This is a genomic window from Methanosarcina sp. UBA411 (genome assembly GCF_002495725.1).
GTDB lineage: Archaea > Halobacteriota > Methanosarcinia > Methanosarcinales > Methanosarcinaceae > Methanosarcina.
In genome coordinates this window covers 1-14,520 of sequence record NZ_DAGK01000035.1, presented here as the reverse complement: position 1 = coordinate 14,520, position 14,520 = coordinate 1, and the positions used below count along the sequence as shown (strand labels likewise).

12 protein-coding genes are annotated in these 14,520 nt (G+C 41.2%); 2 read left to right on the top strand and 10 right to left on the bottom strand.

Annotated elements, in window-relative coordinates:
* Positions 1–15: 15 nt before the first annotated feature.
* Positions 16–627 (bottom strand): FmdE family protein, encoded by a 612-nt coding sequence (locus BP861_RS14960; protein ID WP_292377013.1) that lies wholly within the window; start codon positions 625–627, stop codon positions 16–18.
* A gap of 999 nt (positions 628–1,626) precedes the next feature.
* Here BP861_RS14960 and BP861_RS14955 point away from each other — a divergent pair.
* Positions 1,627–1,866 carry an MTH865 family protein gene (locus tag BP861_RS14955; RefSeq protein WP_292376811.1) on the top strand — a complete coding sequence of 80 codons (240 nt, stop codon included), beginning with the start codon at positions 1,627–1,629 and terminating at the stop codon, positions 1,864–1,866.
* A 111-nt stretch (positions 1,867–1,977) separates the two neighbouring features.
* On the opposite strand, the gene BP861_RS14950 is transcribed toward BP861_RS14955, so the two are convergent.
* The 7 genes from BP861_RS14950 to BP861_RS14920 form a co-directional block, all read right to left on the bottom strand.
* Entirely contained in the window at positions 1,978–2,613 is a 636-nt protein-coding gene (locus tag BP861_RS14950; protein WP_292376810.1) for a type IV pilin, read from the bottom strand.
* A 146-nt stretch (positions 2,614–2,759) separates the two neighbouring features.
* Positions 2,760–3,617, bottom strand: coding sequence for a DUF5803 family protein (locus tag BP861_RS14945; protein ID WP_292377011.1), 858 nt, complete (start codon positions 3,615–3,617; stop codon positions 2,760–2,762).
* Between the two features lie 385 nt (positions 3,618–4,002).
* The gene (locus BP861_RS14940) at positions 4,003–5,499 is read right to left on the bottom strand and encodes an HsdM family class I SAM-dependent methyltransferase (RefSeq protein WP_292376809.1); all 1,497 of its coding nucleotides are present in this window, start codon (positions 5,497–5,499) and stop codon (positions 4,003–4,005) included.
* The gene (locus BP861_RS14935; RefSeq protein WP_292376808.1) at positions 5,492–6,955 is read right to left on the bottom strand and encodes an RNA-binding domain-containing protein; all 1,464 of its coding nucleotides are present in this window, start codon (positions 6,953–6,955) and stop codon (positions 5,492–5,494) included. Before BP861_RS14935 ends, BP861_RS14940 begins: the two co-directional genes overlap by 8 nt.
* Positions 6,952–8,439: a restriction endonuclease subunit S gene (locus BP861_RS14930; RefSeq protein ID WP_292377009.1), complete on the bottom strand. Its 1,488-nt coding sequence runs from the start codon at positions 8,437–8,439 to the stop codon at positions 6,952–6,954. The genes BP861_RS14935 and BP861_RS14930 overlap by 4 nt, the downstream gene beginning before the upstream one ends.
* A 156-nt stretch (positions 8,440–8,595) precedes the next feature.
* Positions 8,596–11,349: a DEAD/DEAH box helicase family protein gene (locus BP861_RS14925; protein WP_292376807.1), complete on the bottom strand. Its 2,754-nt coding sequence runs from the start codon at positions 11,347–11,349 to the stop codon at positions 8,596–8,598.
* A gap of 709 nt (positions 11,350–12,058) precedes the next feature.
* The gene (locus BP861_RS14920) at positions 12,059–12,304 is read right to left on the bottom strand and encodes a hypothetical protein (RefSeq protein WP_292376806.1); all 246 of its coding nucleotides are present in this window, start codon (positions 12,302–12,304) and stop codon (positions 12,059–12,061) included.
* Between the two features lie 162 nt (positions 12,305–12,466).
* Between BP861_RS14920 and BP861_RS14915 the strand changes: the two genes are divergently transcribed.
* A complete protein-coding gene (locus tag BP861_RS14915; protein ID WP_292377007.1) occupies positions 12,467–12,772 on the top strand; it encodes a signal recognition particle protein Srp19 in 306 nt (101 codons plus the stop codon).
* A 139-nt stretch (positions 12,773–12,911) separates the two neighbouring features.
* On the opposite strand, the gene BP861_RS14910 is transcribed toward BP861_RS14915, so the two are convergent.
* On the bottom strand, positions 12,912–13,235 hold the full coding sequence (locus BP861_RS14910) for a ribonuclease P protein component 4 (protein WP_292377005.1): 324 nt from the start codon (positions 13,233–13,235) through the stop codon (positions 12,912–12,914).
* Positions 13,236–13,298: 63 nt separating this feature from the next.
* On the bottom strand, positions 13,299–13,961 hold the full coding sequence (locus tag BP861_RS14905; RefSeq protein WP_292376805.1) for an MBL fold metallo-hydrolase: 663 nt from the start codon (positions 13,959–13,961) through the stop codon (positions 13,299–13,301).
* Positions 13,962–14,520: the final 559 nt, after the last annotated feature.

Below are 14,520 nucleotides of genomic sequence, written 5' to 3'. Positions count from 1 at the left end.
GCTTACCTCTCAACGTTATTCTGTGCATCCACCGCACAGTAGTTCATCATCATGCTGAATGAACATTTCACCACATTTTTTACAGCACTGTATCCGCTTTTTATTTCTAACCGGAACTTCTAAGTCCACAAATTTCCAGGAATACACCTTTTCTCCTGCAGCCAGAAGGATGGGTACAATCTCCAGGTGAGAAAATTTTTCAGTATTAAGGAACCAGGCGTGGAGTTTGGGATAGTCCTTTGTCTTCTCTGAGTCGAGAAGTATTCGGATCCCTTTTATGCTGGAAGCGCCTTCAGGCGCCTGCTTGTTTACCGTGACCGCCATCTTTCCCCAATTCATGATCTTTAACCCGTTGTTTCCGATAGTAGCTCCGGCAAGGATCTGGAATGGGTCAGGCATGCAGCTTTTCGTTTCGCAGGTCACAAATATGCGTTCCCCGTCCTGGGCATCAAGCTCCCTCCTGGCAATATTGAGCATCTGAATGCCGATTAATGCCCCGGAGGTAAGGAAGCCGTGAAAGGGGACAACTTTTTCAATCTGCGATAGTAGCTCAGGGTCCTTTACCTGCTTCAAAATTGTCTCCATCTGAGATTTTTCTTCTTCTGAATTTTTACGCAATGTGTACACCACCGTGGGGTTCACCGTTATGTTTAAATAAACATAACGCTAAAGGTATCGAGTACAGATAGGATTAATGTAATACAGCCGGGTTATTTGGAGGAACTATATTCTTAGGATTTACGCGGTTGAAATGTAAAATCAATAGCACTAGATTTTTGACTGTCTAAAATGCTTATTGAACTGCGACATTTATTGTATTTGATTTTTGTATCTCAAGTGCATAAGTCCTAATTATGTAAATTCCAACATAACGCAGAAGGATACACTGTATTTATAAGTAACTTTTTTTACAGGAGTTTATTGATTTATAACCTGAAACAGGGGTAAACCTTCTATATAAGTGATAGAATTCCTCGTAATTGGCCGGACACAGAAAAAAAACACCAGCCAGAACTCTACAGCTTCCAGATATGTTACGTTCAACATATCTGTAAATACTGAACAGAACTATTGCACTCAAAATATATAAACAGGTATTTTATAAAATTGTCGATGAAAAGGACTTTTCCTTCAAAAATGGAGCAATCTCAAAACTTTTAATTATAACTGGCAGTCCCCCATAAGAAATACGAACATATTTTTATCCTGAGAAAGCCTACTTGGAATCTTCAGGCTTCTTCTGTCCTGCGCTTCGGCCTAGGCGGAACAGTCTCGTTTTTGATCGATCTAAATAATTAATCTCAGAAAGGGCGCTCCTCGTGAAGTATCGATCGCGAACTTCCCTACCGACTGGAGTCCTTCCTGAAAAAATACTTGAATATTTCAGGGCTGCTAAATTCAAAAATATCAAGGATCTCTACCTGAAATATATCATGGAACTTCAGGAAAAGAATATCTCATTTCGGAAACGGTCGCCTATAACTATAAATAATATTATTTAATCTGCGGGGAAATATAAGCCTGACAGGAATGTAGAAATAAAATGGAAACAGGACTATAGGCAGGAATCAATATTTACAGGCTCTCTGAGGCACGAAATAAAAAGACAGAAATGGGAGGTAAAGGATGAGCGTAAAGGAAGAGGTTTACGAGCAGATAATAGCAATACTTAAAGATGCAAAATTTCCCATAAACACGATGGATGAATTGATTGCTGCCCTACCTGAGGGGCTAGACACCACGTGCATAATAGGTGACGTTGAAGTTACTGCAAGAGAGGCGGAAAGCCTGATTACTGAAAAGGATTTCCCGTTCAAAGATTCAAAACATGTGGCAGATCTACTGATTGAAAGAGCTGGACTGTAATTTTACTTGTCAAATCCAATAAAGGCAAAAAGTAAGGATAATGGAACAAAATTTACAGAAAAAAGCTTAAATTTAATCATAAAAAGAAAACGGAGTTTGTCCTTTCTTTTTTCATCCTTCTGCATGTTTTACAATAACTCTTTGTTCAGCAATGACATTGCTTCTTTTGGTGTCAATAACCTTAAGGGTAACTTCAGAACCCACCTTGAAGCCGTAGTTGTCAGAGGTATTATAGTCTCCATCCACACTAACTTTTACGCTGGATTTAGTGGCCCCTACTGCACTATCCTGCCCGCAGAGAACAAGCCTTTCCCCAACATCCCATGAGCCCTCTTCAATAGTGGCTTTGTTGTTAACAACATAGCATGTGGAATTTTTTCCTCCTCGGGTTAAATCCAGATAAAAGACTGAGAGATTTCCAGTAAGAGAACCCTGGCCAAAAACAGGCCTGTAGGAATTTCCATATCCGGAAATCCTTATCGAGATAGAGTCTAATGGAAGAGAATCTCCTCCCTCATGAATAAGGACAATCCTGTTTTCTTCACACCTAGCTCTATCAGCTGTCGGCCCAACTCCATAAAGTCCTCCCTCGCATGATTCAAGTGAAATTTTTGCCATCAGCGGTTGAGAACTTTTGCCTTCTTCGGCAATATTAGAAAAACTGATAGCAATAATACTTGCGAGTACGACCAGAATAAGCAACATAAGAAGGGAACCTATTATCGGAGTTACGGCTTCTGATGTCAATCTAAATGAAAAGAAATGTTTAGCTTGGATTTTTCCCCAGGCTTTCATCAATAAGGAAATATACCTAAACTGTCATAAATAATTTATCGACTTCTAAAAAGAGTTGTTATGCGGAATAAAATCTGGAGGAAAATATCCTCAGAAGGTCATTTTCTTTTCCGCTGTTTCTTCTCATATTCTTTTTCGAGGTCAAGAATTCCTTTAACAGCCTCAAGTTCCTTTCTGCTTTTGGCATAATGTAAAAGTACAAGGCCAACTCCGCAGAGCAAGGCTATAACTACGGCTGAGAATAGCAGGGGCGCTGACTGGGTATAATATTTAACCTGAATAGCTTCTTCCCGATTTCCCAGCTTCGAGGAGATCCACAGGAGAGTTTGCCTTCCTTTTTCGTCATAGGTTATACTAGAAGGCTCAGGCCTTGCTATCCCAAATACCCTGCTGCCAGTAACATATCCTTCTGGAAGTACTACACGGATGTATTCGGAATCAGGTTTAATAAATGTAAAACTCTGATCTCCCGAACTCTGGAGAGTATATGCAACAAAACCCGTAACAGGCTCCTTGAACTCCAGGTTTATAACTTTCACACCCTGGATCACTTCCTGATTTAGGGTATAATTAATAGCCGAAGTTTCATTTCTTCTCGAAAGCTCCTCAAAAGTTTGTGGGCTCGGTGTAGTCTCGTTTGCCGGGTTCACAAGCAATACAAAATTTTGAATAGGACTCTCCTCTGAACCGCCACCCAGGATGTCGGGAGGATAGATCTCAAGCTTGCTAGTATTTACTACGATGTTGACAACCTGTACTTTTTTGTCATTTTCCAGCAAATAATATGTGGTGGTATTTGCAAGCGTTTGATTGCTTGATTCGTTCAGAAAAATGTCGAATTCATAATTAGAAATATTGCCAGGCTTATCTACGACAATTTCTTTTTTTTGATCCATACAGCCCGATACGAGGACCACCAGCAGGGCAAGGAGCATAAACACAATTTTCGTTCTCATTTTCACAGACAAATTCTCCCTCGAGCTTGAAGAAATCTCTTTTCAACTTGCGGTAGTTTACTCTCTCTTGAGGTAAAGCCTATACAGGGGCTGGAACAGGTCGACATTATCTTATGATTCCTCTTCTTAATAAACAACACGGATAGACATCTCTAAGAAATATGACTAAAAGCTCAATTTCTCAAATAAAAAGAGTAAGTTCTAGGTGACAAACTTCAGATATTGAGCTCTCCGGAAGAATTCAGGAATTTGGCTCTGTAGAAATCCTCTGAAATAAAGAATTTTCATTAATTTGAATTGAATAGCTTGACCTGTTTTTACTTCCTTATTTTCAGCCTATTGTAGCTGATTTAGATAGGTTTTCTACAGAGCCAGGAATTTATTTTTAATTCTCTTCACTTTCACCATTAATAGTAGCCATAATCTCCTTAAAGCTCGCTAAGGAAGCTTCCATATTCTCTATTATTTCATTTGCAAGAATATCAGGGTCAGGAAGGTTGTCCAGATCAGCTAGGCTCTTATCTTTGAGCCAAAAGATATCCAGATTTATTTTATCCCTTTCTACAATTTCATCATAGTTAAATTTCCGGAACCTGCCTTCTGGAGATTCTTCGCTCCAGGTTTCTTTACGGCTGTGGCGATTTTCGGGGTTGTAGCATTTGATGAAGTCTCCCATATCTGAATATTTCATAGGATTCTTTTTCAATGTATGATGCACATTTGTGCGGTAATCATAGATCCATACTTCTTTTGTCCAGGGTTCTTTAGCTGCGGGTTTTGCTTCAAAGAAAAGCACGTTTGCCTTTACGCCGTTTGCGTAGAAAATGCCTGTCGGCAGGCGCAGGATTGTGTGAAGGTCGGTGGTTTCAAGGAGTTTTTTGCGGATTGTCTCTCCTGCTCCGCCTTCAAAGAGGACGTTGTCCGGAAGTACCACTGCTGCCTGACCGCCTGTTTTGAGGATTGTATGGATGTGCTGCAAAAAGTTTAGCTGCTTGTTACTTGTGGTCGTCCAGAAGTCCTGGCGGTTGTAAGTGAGTTCTTCTTTTTCCTGCTCCCCTTCTTCGTTTGTGAAGGTCATACTGCTCTTTTTTCCAAAAGGCGGGTTGGTGAGGATGTAATCATAGCGGTAACCCGGATCGGCTATGAGAGCATCGGAATTTGAGATCATGGGCTCACCGTCGATTTCTCCGATGTTGTGCAGAAACATATTCATCAGGGCAAGCCGCCGGGTTCCGGCAACGATTTCGTTCCCGCCAAAGGTTTTGTTTTTCAGGAAACGGCTCTGCTCCTGGTCCAGCCGGCAGTGTGACGTAAGGAAGTCATAGGCTGCTAAAAAGAACCCGCCTGTGCCGCAGCAAGGGTCTCCGATTGTTTTCATGGGCTCGGGCTGGAGGCACTGAACCATGACTTTAATTAGCGGCCTTGGGGTGAAATACTGACCGGCTCCGCTTTTTGTATCTTCGGCATTCTTCTGCAAGAGCCCTTCGTAGATCTCTCCTTTTGTATCCACACCCATCATGACCCAGCTTTCTTTGTCGATCATATCAATGATCTTATAGAGCATTGCAGGATCGCTGACTTTGTTCTGGGCTTTGAGGAAAATCTGCCCGAGCATCCCCGGTTTTTGACCAAGCTCTTCCAGCAGTTCCCTGTAGCGAGTATCAAGTTCGGCTCCGCGCTGCTGTTTCAATTTGTCCCAGGTATATTCCTCAGGGATGCCGATATTTCTGTTGTACGGAGGCTTACTGAACTCTTCAGCCATTTTCAGAAATATGAGATAAGTCAACTGTTCCAGATAATCTCCGTAGCTCACGCCCCCGTCACGCAGGACGTTGCAGAAGCTCCAGACTTTGGAAACGATGGATGAGGTGTTTTCAGACATGGTTTGAATCCTTGGGGTTAGAATAATATTTTTGTTTAGGGCTTGTCGGTTTTTCAGGAATGATCATATGTAGAATACCGCTCTCCAAAAGTGGTTTTAATATGTCTTTTCGGAAATGTTCTCGATGTGTTAATTGCAAGTATTCCATAATTTCACTAGTTGTTTTAGGCTCTTTGCAAAATTCGATTATAATATCCCGTTTATCGACTTGCGTGGTTACTTGCGCGGTATCTTGCATGGTAACTTGCGCGGTTAGTTGAATAGCAGCTTGAACGATAAGTTCCTGGGGAACAGGAATATAGATCCTAAAAATATCTTCTTCAATAAGTTGAGGGTCAGCCCTACCGGAATAAATCTTTGTGTACTTGTAGAGATTTCTGACACCGGAACCTAACTCATCTGCTCTTCCAATCTCTTTGAAAAAGCTGGCAATTACCGGATTTTTAGGATATGGTGTAAAATTAGAAGGAATTATTATGCCATATCCATGAGGACGGTTTGCATTCTCTGCAACAACCTGATCAATTCCAATTACGAATTTTGCAGGAAAATGATCTATGTATTCCCTGTGGACGAGCATATTTGTAACTACTTCTCTGAAAATCAGGTCTCTTAGACTGATTCTATGATCCTTCTCCAGATAGAAAGGATCAGGTAGATGCTTTGCAACAAAAGCCATTAGCCTGTCATAGCTTTCGATAAGGTTAGTACGTATGTCGTCCCTGTCGTCGTAACGGTCAAGGTTTACTCTACGAAGGATGGCATCAGTCTTGAAATGGGGAAGTACGCTCTGGATAACTTCATCCTTGCCTAATAAAAGAATAGCAGCAAGAGTGTAACCTTCTTTGCCGGTCTGATAATCACGCTGATATAACTTGGCGCTGCTTAAAAGCTCCTCATCAGTCAAGGTTCCCCAGGGGTGATCAGGGTTCTCAGCACGAACCATTTTCCGTACTCTCTGGAGAAGGTCACTCCTGAGATCTTCAAGTTTGACATAAGGATAGATACGATTCTCAGAAAAAGAGCTTTGTTTACGAATATAGAGATGAGCCACAGCATCAGGATGGTTGGTTATATCAAGATCTCCATCTTCGTTTCGGTCAAATATCTTTCCATTACAGCGGTGAACCTGTGAACTTTCAGGAATGCCAAGATAGAGGAGGGTTTTTCCTTCGAGTTCCAATGTTTCTGGCGATATATACAAAGGTGGATTGATTTTCTGAGGGTTGTTCAGTGCAGTAACCAGGTCTTTTTTAATTTGCGGCAGAGCATCTTTATCAATTCCTGTAATATTCCCCTTGTCATTGACTCCAAGAACTATATGCCCTCCATTGCGGTTCAAAAAAGCACAGACTGTCTCATATACATCACGGTTTATCTGAGTTCTGCACTCTTTGAATTCTACAGTTAACCCCTCACCATCTCTAATTATATTTTTTAATTGCTCAGAGATCAAGTTTTATCACTTCTTTCCGTTTTTGCCCTTTCAGCCTTTATTCTCTCTAATAAAACCTCAGCTGGCTCCCAATCCTCTGCCCCTCGAACCTCTGCCAGCTCTTTTTCATTAAGCAACTTCCCCTCAAACGCTTTTTTCAAAATACTCTGCCGCAGAGCTTCGGCTTTTTCCAGATTCGTTTCAATATCCTGCTCTATCTTATCGCAGACTGAAAGGCGGGTTTCGATTTCCTGAACGATGGTTTGTTGTTCGGGAAGAGAACAGAAGGGAATTAAAAGATTTTCAAGAATGTTTAAATTTATATTTTTTTGGGCAGTCGCAGGTGCGAATGCTTCTATTTTTGATTGATTTCCCATAAAAAAATAGTATACATATTCTTTAACAACTAAATTTTCTATAGCTGTAAAACCAACTATGCTGTCAGGAAAGCATCCCTCAAAGCCAAGAAAGGCAGTTTCGGCAATATTTGCAGCGATTGTAATGCATAATGTTCCTTTTGGCCATAACTTGCTTTGAGCTAAACCAAAATCGGAATATGTTTTTTCAAAAGATTTGATGGTATGATTGGCTGCTTTTACCTCACCGGTTTGAATAAAAGGATATTTCCCTCCAAAAAGTATTTTGTCATTTCTTGGTCTATGTTTTGATTTTCCTCTACCCAAATCGCCAAGGTAATCCAACTTTACCCACATCCATTCTTTTGGCATAATTGGCAACTTTGCCAATTCCATTTCAGTAGGAGGCTTAATATTCTTCACGTTCTTACCGGCAGATTTTGCAGCTTCTTCTCTTTCTTTCCTGATTTGTTCCAGCAAATCGCCTTCATCCGGCAAATCTGTCTGCTGCTCCCGCCATTTTTTAGTGAGCTCTCCTTCAAAAGCTTTCTTCAGCACCGCCTGCCGATAAACTTTGAGCTGTTCCTGTGCCAGTTTAAGGTTAGCAATTCCGTTATCCAGTTCGCTGAAGAGAAGATCGATTTTGGTGACTATGGCGCGTTGTTCGGGGAGAGGAGCTATGGGAAATGGATACTCTTGCAGATATTTCGTTGAGACCCTTGGTAAATTTACACCACTTGAGTTCTGGGTCATATCATTGACAAACTTATATGACAAAAAAAAGTATTTTGAGTAATTGAGATTTAAAGAAGGAGTTGATTCAAAAACAAGGATATCTGTAGAACATACTCCATCTTCATTAGCTAAATACACCTTATTCAAATAAGGTCTAAGTTTTCCGTAAAGAAGATCCCCCTTCTTAAAACTATTTTTTACAGTATTAATCTCATCAACCTTAACATCTTCTGTCAAAGTTCCTTTATCTTTATTTATGTGCTCTAAACCAACGTAAAATAAAGACTCTCCAGATCCCTTATACTTATCCGATTTTAAAATGTGAATTTCGCCTATTCTTGCCCATTTCCATTCATCTGGCAGCTTGGGTAATTCTGCTATTTCGGCTTCAGTTAGTGATTTAATCGTTTTCATCTTAATCAATCAAAGCCTCTTTTGATTTGTTAATGTACTGCTCAGAGCCGGATTATTTTCTCCGAACTTTTCTCCGAACCTTTCACCACAGTTTTCACCACAATTATCTCTTAACCTTCACTTCCACCCAATTATTCTCTGAACTTTTCTCCGAACTCACGCCGCCAGAGCCTCATTCAATTCACTGATAACCATATTCATCTCATCCCCGAAAAGCTGGTACATTCTTCCGCGCCCGCCAAGAGCATCAAAGGGAGTGTAATCAAGGTCGTCGATTTCCAGATGGAAGCTGGTTGCAACATAATCTTTTATCATACGGAGCCAGTTCATCTGGTCTTCATTAAATTTCAGGGTTCCGGCTTGCTTTTTAAACACCCAGTCCTGAAAGTTCCGATTCACGGTCTGATCGTATGCCGTCAGCACAGGGTCGATCTCGGTTATCCTGCGGATCAGGGAAACCAACGCCGTCAGTTCGTTTTTCGGGGAATTACCGTTCACCTTTTCCAGCTGCTCGTAAGCCTGCCAGACTCTCAAAGGAGCGAATTGGGGCTTCTCCAGCCTCAATTTTTCCATCACTTCTTTTAACATCGCAAAAGTAACTTCCCTGCGCCTGTAGGGCTGGTTGTAGAAAATTCTCAGGGCTGTAAGCTCGTCTTTATTAGCTTCCATATACGCCTTAAAATCATTGACCAGCTCATCTGCCCTTACCACAGCGTCTTTGTCCCATTCGGCTCTGAGAATTGTGTCGGTGTTCACGGTATCAATAATCTGCTCATGGACTCTTCGGACATTTTCGATGTATTCGTTAAGCTCGCCGGAAAATGTTGATCTGGCAATATCAATCAGGTTTTCCTGTGCCTTTTTCTTTGCATCGGCGTCTGAAATCTCCGGCTGGCTTTGTTTAATCTCAGAAGCTTTGAGATCGATAATATCAGGATTATACGCATTTAACAGATCTTTAATGGTCTGATTGATTGTTTTTCCGTTCGCTTTCTCCACAAAAGTAGCTCTTTCGGCCTCATTTATCTGCCTGTCCAGTCTTGCAAGCCGATTAGCCAGAGAAACATAAAGGTCTTCATCCTGAGCCCCAAAAGTTACTGCTGCAAGCAGGTCTTTCAATGCCGTACTTTTCTTGCGTTCCAGAGGCCGGCTGTCGGTTTTCATGGTTTTTGTAACGCCAACGGCGTCCACAATTACAAAATGCGTCTTGGCAGAAATCGCAGAAGGTGTCACTTTTTGCAGGTCATCAAAACCCAGGGTTCGTGTACCTCGACCCTTCATCTGCTCAAAATAATTCTTGCTTTTTACATCCCTCATAAAGAGCAGGCATTCCAGCGGCTTGATATCCGTGCCCGTGGCAATCATGTCCACTGTGACTGCTATTCTGGGATAGTAAAGATTGCGGAAATCTCCCAACACCGATTTAGGGTCTTCTTCGGCTTTGTAGGTCACTTTTTTGCAAAAGGCATTACCTTCTGCAAACTCTTCCCGCACTATATTGATAATATCGTCGGCATGGCTGTCGTTCTTAGCAAAAATCAGGGTTTTAGGGACTTCTTTTCTGCCAGGAAATATATCCAGTAACTTTTCCTTGAATGTTCGTATCACACGTCGTATCTGGTTGAGATTGACTACGTCTCTGTCCAGATTTTTGGAAGTGTATGTGAAATCTTCGTCCAGCTGTTCCCAGCGCTTTTTGCGGGTAAGTTTCTCCCTTTTGTCCACAAACTCCCGCGCATTTATTTTTGCCCCATTTTTACTGATTTCAGTCTCGATAGTGTAAACATCATAACCTACATTCACGCCATCTGCCACTGCGTCTTCATGGCTGTACTCACTTACTACGTTCTCATTAAAAAAGCCGAAAGTGCGCTTGTCCGGCGTGGCTGTCAGGCCTATCAAAAAAGCATCGAAGTAATCCAGAACTTGCTGCCACAGATTATATATGGAGCGGTGGCACTCGTCTATAACTACAAAATCAAACTCTTCAATGGGAACTTTCTTATTATAAGCTACAGGAACCGGTTCCTTTGGCTGCCAGCCTTTCTCGGCGGGATTTTCTTCTTCGATTTTCTCGTCCAGCTCCTCACCCTTCAATATAGAGTAAAGTCGCTGGATTGTGGAAATGTACACTTGGCTGTCCGATGAAATATAACTGGAACGTAAGCGCTGTACATTGTACAGCTCAGTGAATTTGCGATTATCGTCACTGGGCACATAAGCCATGAATTCCTGCTCTGCCTGTTCGCCAAGGTTTTTGGTATCAACAAGAAACAGCACCTTTTTTGCATCCGCAAACTTCAGTAACCGGTAGATAAAAGTTATGGCAGTATAGGTTTTTCCCGAACCTGTTGCCATCTGGATAAGAGCTCTTGGGCGGTTGTCCTTAAAGGATTTTTCAAGATTTGAAATTGCTGTAATCTGGCAGTCTCGAAGGCCATCTGTTCTCAATTCAGGAATATCCAGCAGCCTTTCCCTCAAAGGACTCTTTTTAAGGTATTTCTCAAAAGTTTCAGGCCTATAAAATGAAAAAACAGGTCTGGACCTTGGTTTTGGGTCGCGGAAGTCTGTAAAGCGTGTAAGTTCCCCGGTACTCTCGTACACAAAAGGCAATGGGTCGTTGTTAAGGTATTTTAGCTTACTTGTAGCATACCCGGATGATTGTTCCTCAACGACGGTTAACCGGTGACCTTCCTCGTCCTTTTTTGCTTCAATAATCCCAACGGGCTTTTTATCAACAAATAATACATAGTCAGCAGGTCCCACATCAGTCAAATATTCCTTAACTGCAATGCCCCTGGAAGCACTCCAAACGATTTTGTTCTTTTCCTGCACTATCCAGCCAGAAGCATTTAATTTTCTATCGATATCATTTCTAGCCTTCTGCTCCGGAGTCTGGTTATTATTCATATATTTTTACCCTTTGAGGTTAATATCTTCTTCATCTTCTTGATTGGGATACTAAAATCGGTATTTCCTTTGAATGTGATTTGTACCGATAAATGTTTCTAATTTATGTGCAGTGTCTCCATATCTTGGAAACTTGCGTGAATTATTTCTCTGATAACAAGTGCAGAAGAAGAGTTGAGGACTGGGAGATATAGAACCAATATTAAAAAATTTGGCCTGTTTTCAGTCTCACCATTGAGTCTTTAGAACAGTTTAGGGCGTTTTAAACTAACTTTGAAAGCGCTTTAAAATGCCTTAAAAATGGCTCGGTTATTTGCTCATGAAGGTAGCAGTTTTAGGTTCCAGCCTTACATTCGAAGCTTTAAACGCTAAGGCAACCTTATGACGTTGTAAAATGATTAAACCATCTTTAAAAAAATTGTAACTTTTGAGTAGCGTCCATTAGAACAGATTAAAGGCGCTTTGAACAAAAACTTAAAAGCCCTGTGCTTGATCCTCAGGCGAAATTATCATTGCTTGGGCATTTACGGCCACGCAACCTAGTAATTACAAGCCACTCACTTTACTGGAATGTATCAAAGATGCATAATCTTATGCTAATCAATCCTTAGAGCTTGAAACGGGACTGAACCTATCGCTTTTGACCTGACTTTTCTACCTTAATTATATTGCCAAGTTTCACGTTCTGAGATTTTGAGTTTGTCTACAGTTAACTTTTTTGATTCAGGAATCTTTCTATCATCGGCCATTCAATTTTCTTTATGTATTTTGCCTGAAGCTTTGAAACATAAAGAACGTTGCTACCGATCAGGATTTTAAGGTCTGATGGTTTGGGCTCGGCTGTACCGAGTGGAAGAAGCACAGGGCCCTCAGGTGATGTGCAAAGCCTGAAATCCTTCCCGCTCTTTCTTATATAAGCTCTTACCTTTTCATCAATTGTAAACGACGGAATCATATTAACACCATGCAGAACTTGCCCGGGGAAGATAAATAATTACAGGTTTCAAATTCATAATAATTAAATTCTCATAAACAGGAAAAGAGTTCTGGCCTGTAGGAGGTTTCCGGGGCAGTTTTAAATCGCATGACAGCAATTTAGGACAAAGATAACATGATGATGAGAGATAGGGGAAAACTTGTAATATGGCCGGTATATCTCGACCAGACAAAGTCAAGGAGCAGCGGCAGAATCATCTCCCGTAAAAATGCGATAAAAGAGCCGCAACTTAATGAGATAAAAGAAGCAGCCCGACAACTTGGCCTGAATCCCGAAGTAGAGCCTGAAAAAGCCTATCCCAAGTCTTGGTGGGAAGTAAGCGGCAGAGTGCTCGTGGATGATAACGGTCCGAAATCCGTTATTGCAAAACAGATAGCTTTAGCGATAAAGAAGATGCGAGGCCCGGAAAGTCCTGCCAAATCTTAAAGTCAATATTGCTTCTTAATAGAAAAACATTAATCGAGAAAAAGAGGATTTGAGAAATCCCAAGAGATATAAAAAGCCTCGGATATCTGGGAATCTCTTCTTATATGCTTCAGGCAGCTGCTATAAGCTCAGCTAGATTTTATTTTAGTTTTTTGTAAGGATATCTCATTTCTTTTCCGCAATGCTGACAAGAAACAACGATATATCCTTCTTTTAGCCTATAAAGGGCATTTTTTCCGGGTACGAGAAAAGCATAGCAGTGTTTGCAGATTCTGCTTTTTATCTCTCTTGGGATACTCATTCGGTTTCTCATAGAGATGTTCCTGATAAGCTGCACATAACGCTCGCTGCGGTCAGGATGCTCTGCATGCTCGCTTTTTGCAAGCTCAAAAAGCCGCCACATGCGCTGGATTGTGATTACCTGAATCAAATTTTTCTGCTGTTTTCTTGCTATTCTGGACATGAGTAGACCGATCCTGTGTTTTCGTCCCAAATCTCGATTTTTAAGTTTCTTTATAACTTAAAATCAGGAATCAAGAATAATCACATTGATATCAGGGTTCTTGCCGTGTACAAGAGCTTTAAACTTTTCGGGGTCCCCGTCTGTTACATCTGGTTTTCCGTAGTGCATCGGAATTACGTATTTTGGGGAAATGGCTGCAGCTGCACTTGCTGCTTCTTCTTCGTCCATTGTATAAGTGCCTCCTATAGGCAAAAGGGCGACATCAGTCCTGATATTCTTCATCTCAGGAAAAAAATCGCAGTCTCCTGCATGATAAATCCGAATTCCTCCAAGTTCTACTATATACCCCACTCCCAATCCACGGGGGTGATAGGGTTTATCGAGGTTATAAGCAGGAACTACTTCAATTCGGGTTCCCTTGATTTCAAGCCCGTCGGCCAGCACATCTCCCTCAGTAATCCGCCTTGCATCCCCCTTGAATTGCAGGGATAAGTTTTCAGGGATCAGTGTGGTTGAGTCCGACCGCCGGACTTTTCGGATATCCTCAGGACTGCAGTGGTCAAAGTGCTCATGGGTGATCAGCAGGATATCGGCTTTATCTTCGAAAGCCGGCTCTTCGCTGAGGTCGTAAGGATCAATATAAATCTTCTTTCCATCCCCCTCAAACAAAAATCCAGAGTGGCCCAACCATTCAATATTAACGCTTCCAATCTTTACATTGTTCATTCCATACACCTGCGGTCTATTTGATCTCAATTTGTAAGAACGCCCTATAACGAATTATTTAGATTATATTAATAATACCCGATATATTTGAATTTCAGCAACCATATTCCTCCCCTTGCCACTGAAGAAACTTATTTTAAAACTTGTTTTAAATTTTTGTTTTAGAACCTGCGTTGTCAATTTACCCGGATTTCATCTAAGTTATTAAAGATGAATGGAAATGGAATACCTGCTTTTGCCATAGTTTCTTATTTTGCGAGTTTTAGACACAACGCTGTGCTAATGTGCTAAAGTTCTATGTTTAAGCCCTCTTTGAAAAATACGAAGAAAATATGGAGTTTTAAGAATTTGAATCAGAAGAAAACCAGAGAAACCAGCAATAATCTCTAATAAATACCTGGATTCTGCCCGGATAAAAAAGCTCTGGGATTCCTTATCTATAGACTGGTTAGCCGTCTTTTTTGACAAAACTTGGCTCAAGTAATCTATTATAAAGCACTTTCTGAAGGTAACAGATCAGAGGTAGTTTTATTACCACTGCTTCCCTTTTGTCCCCTGC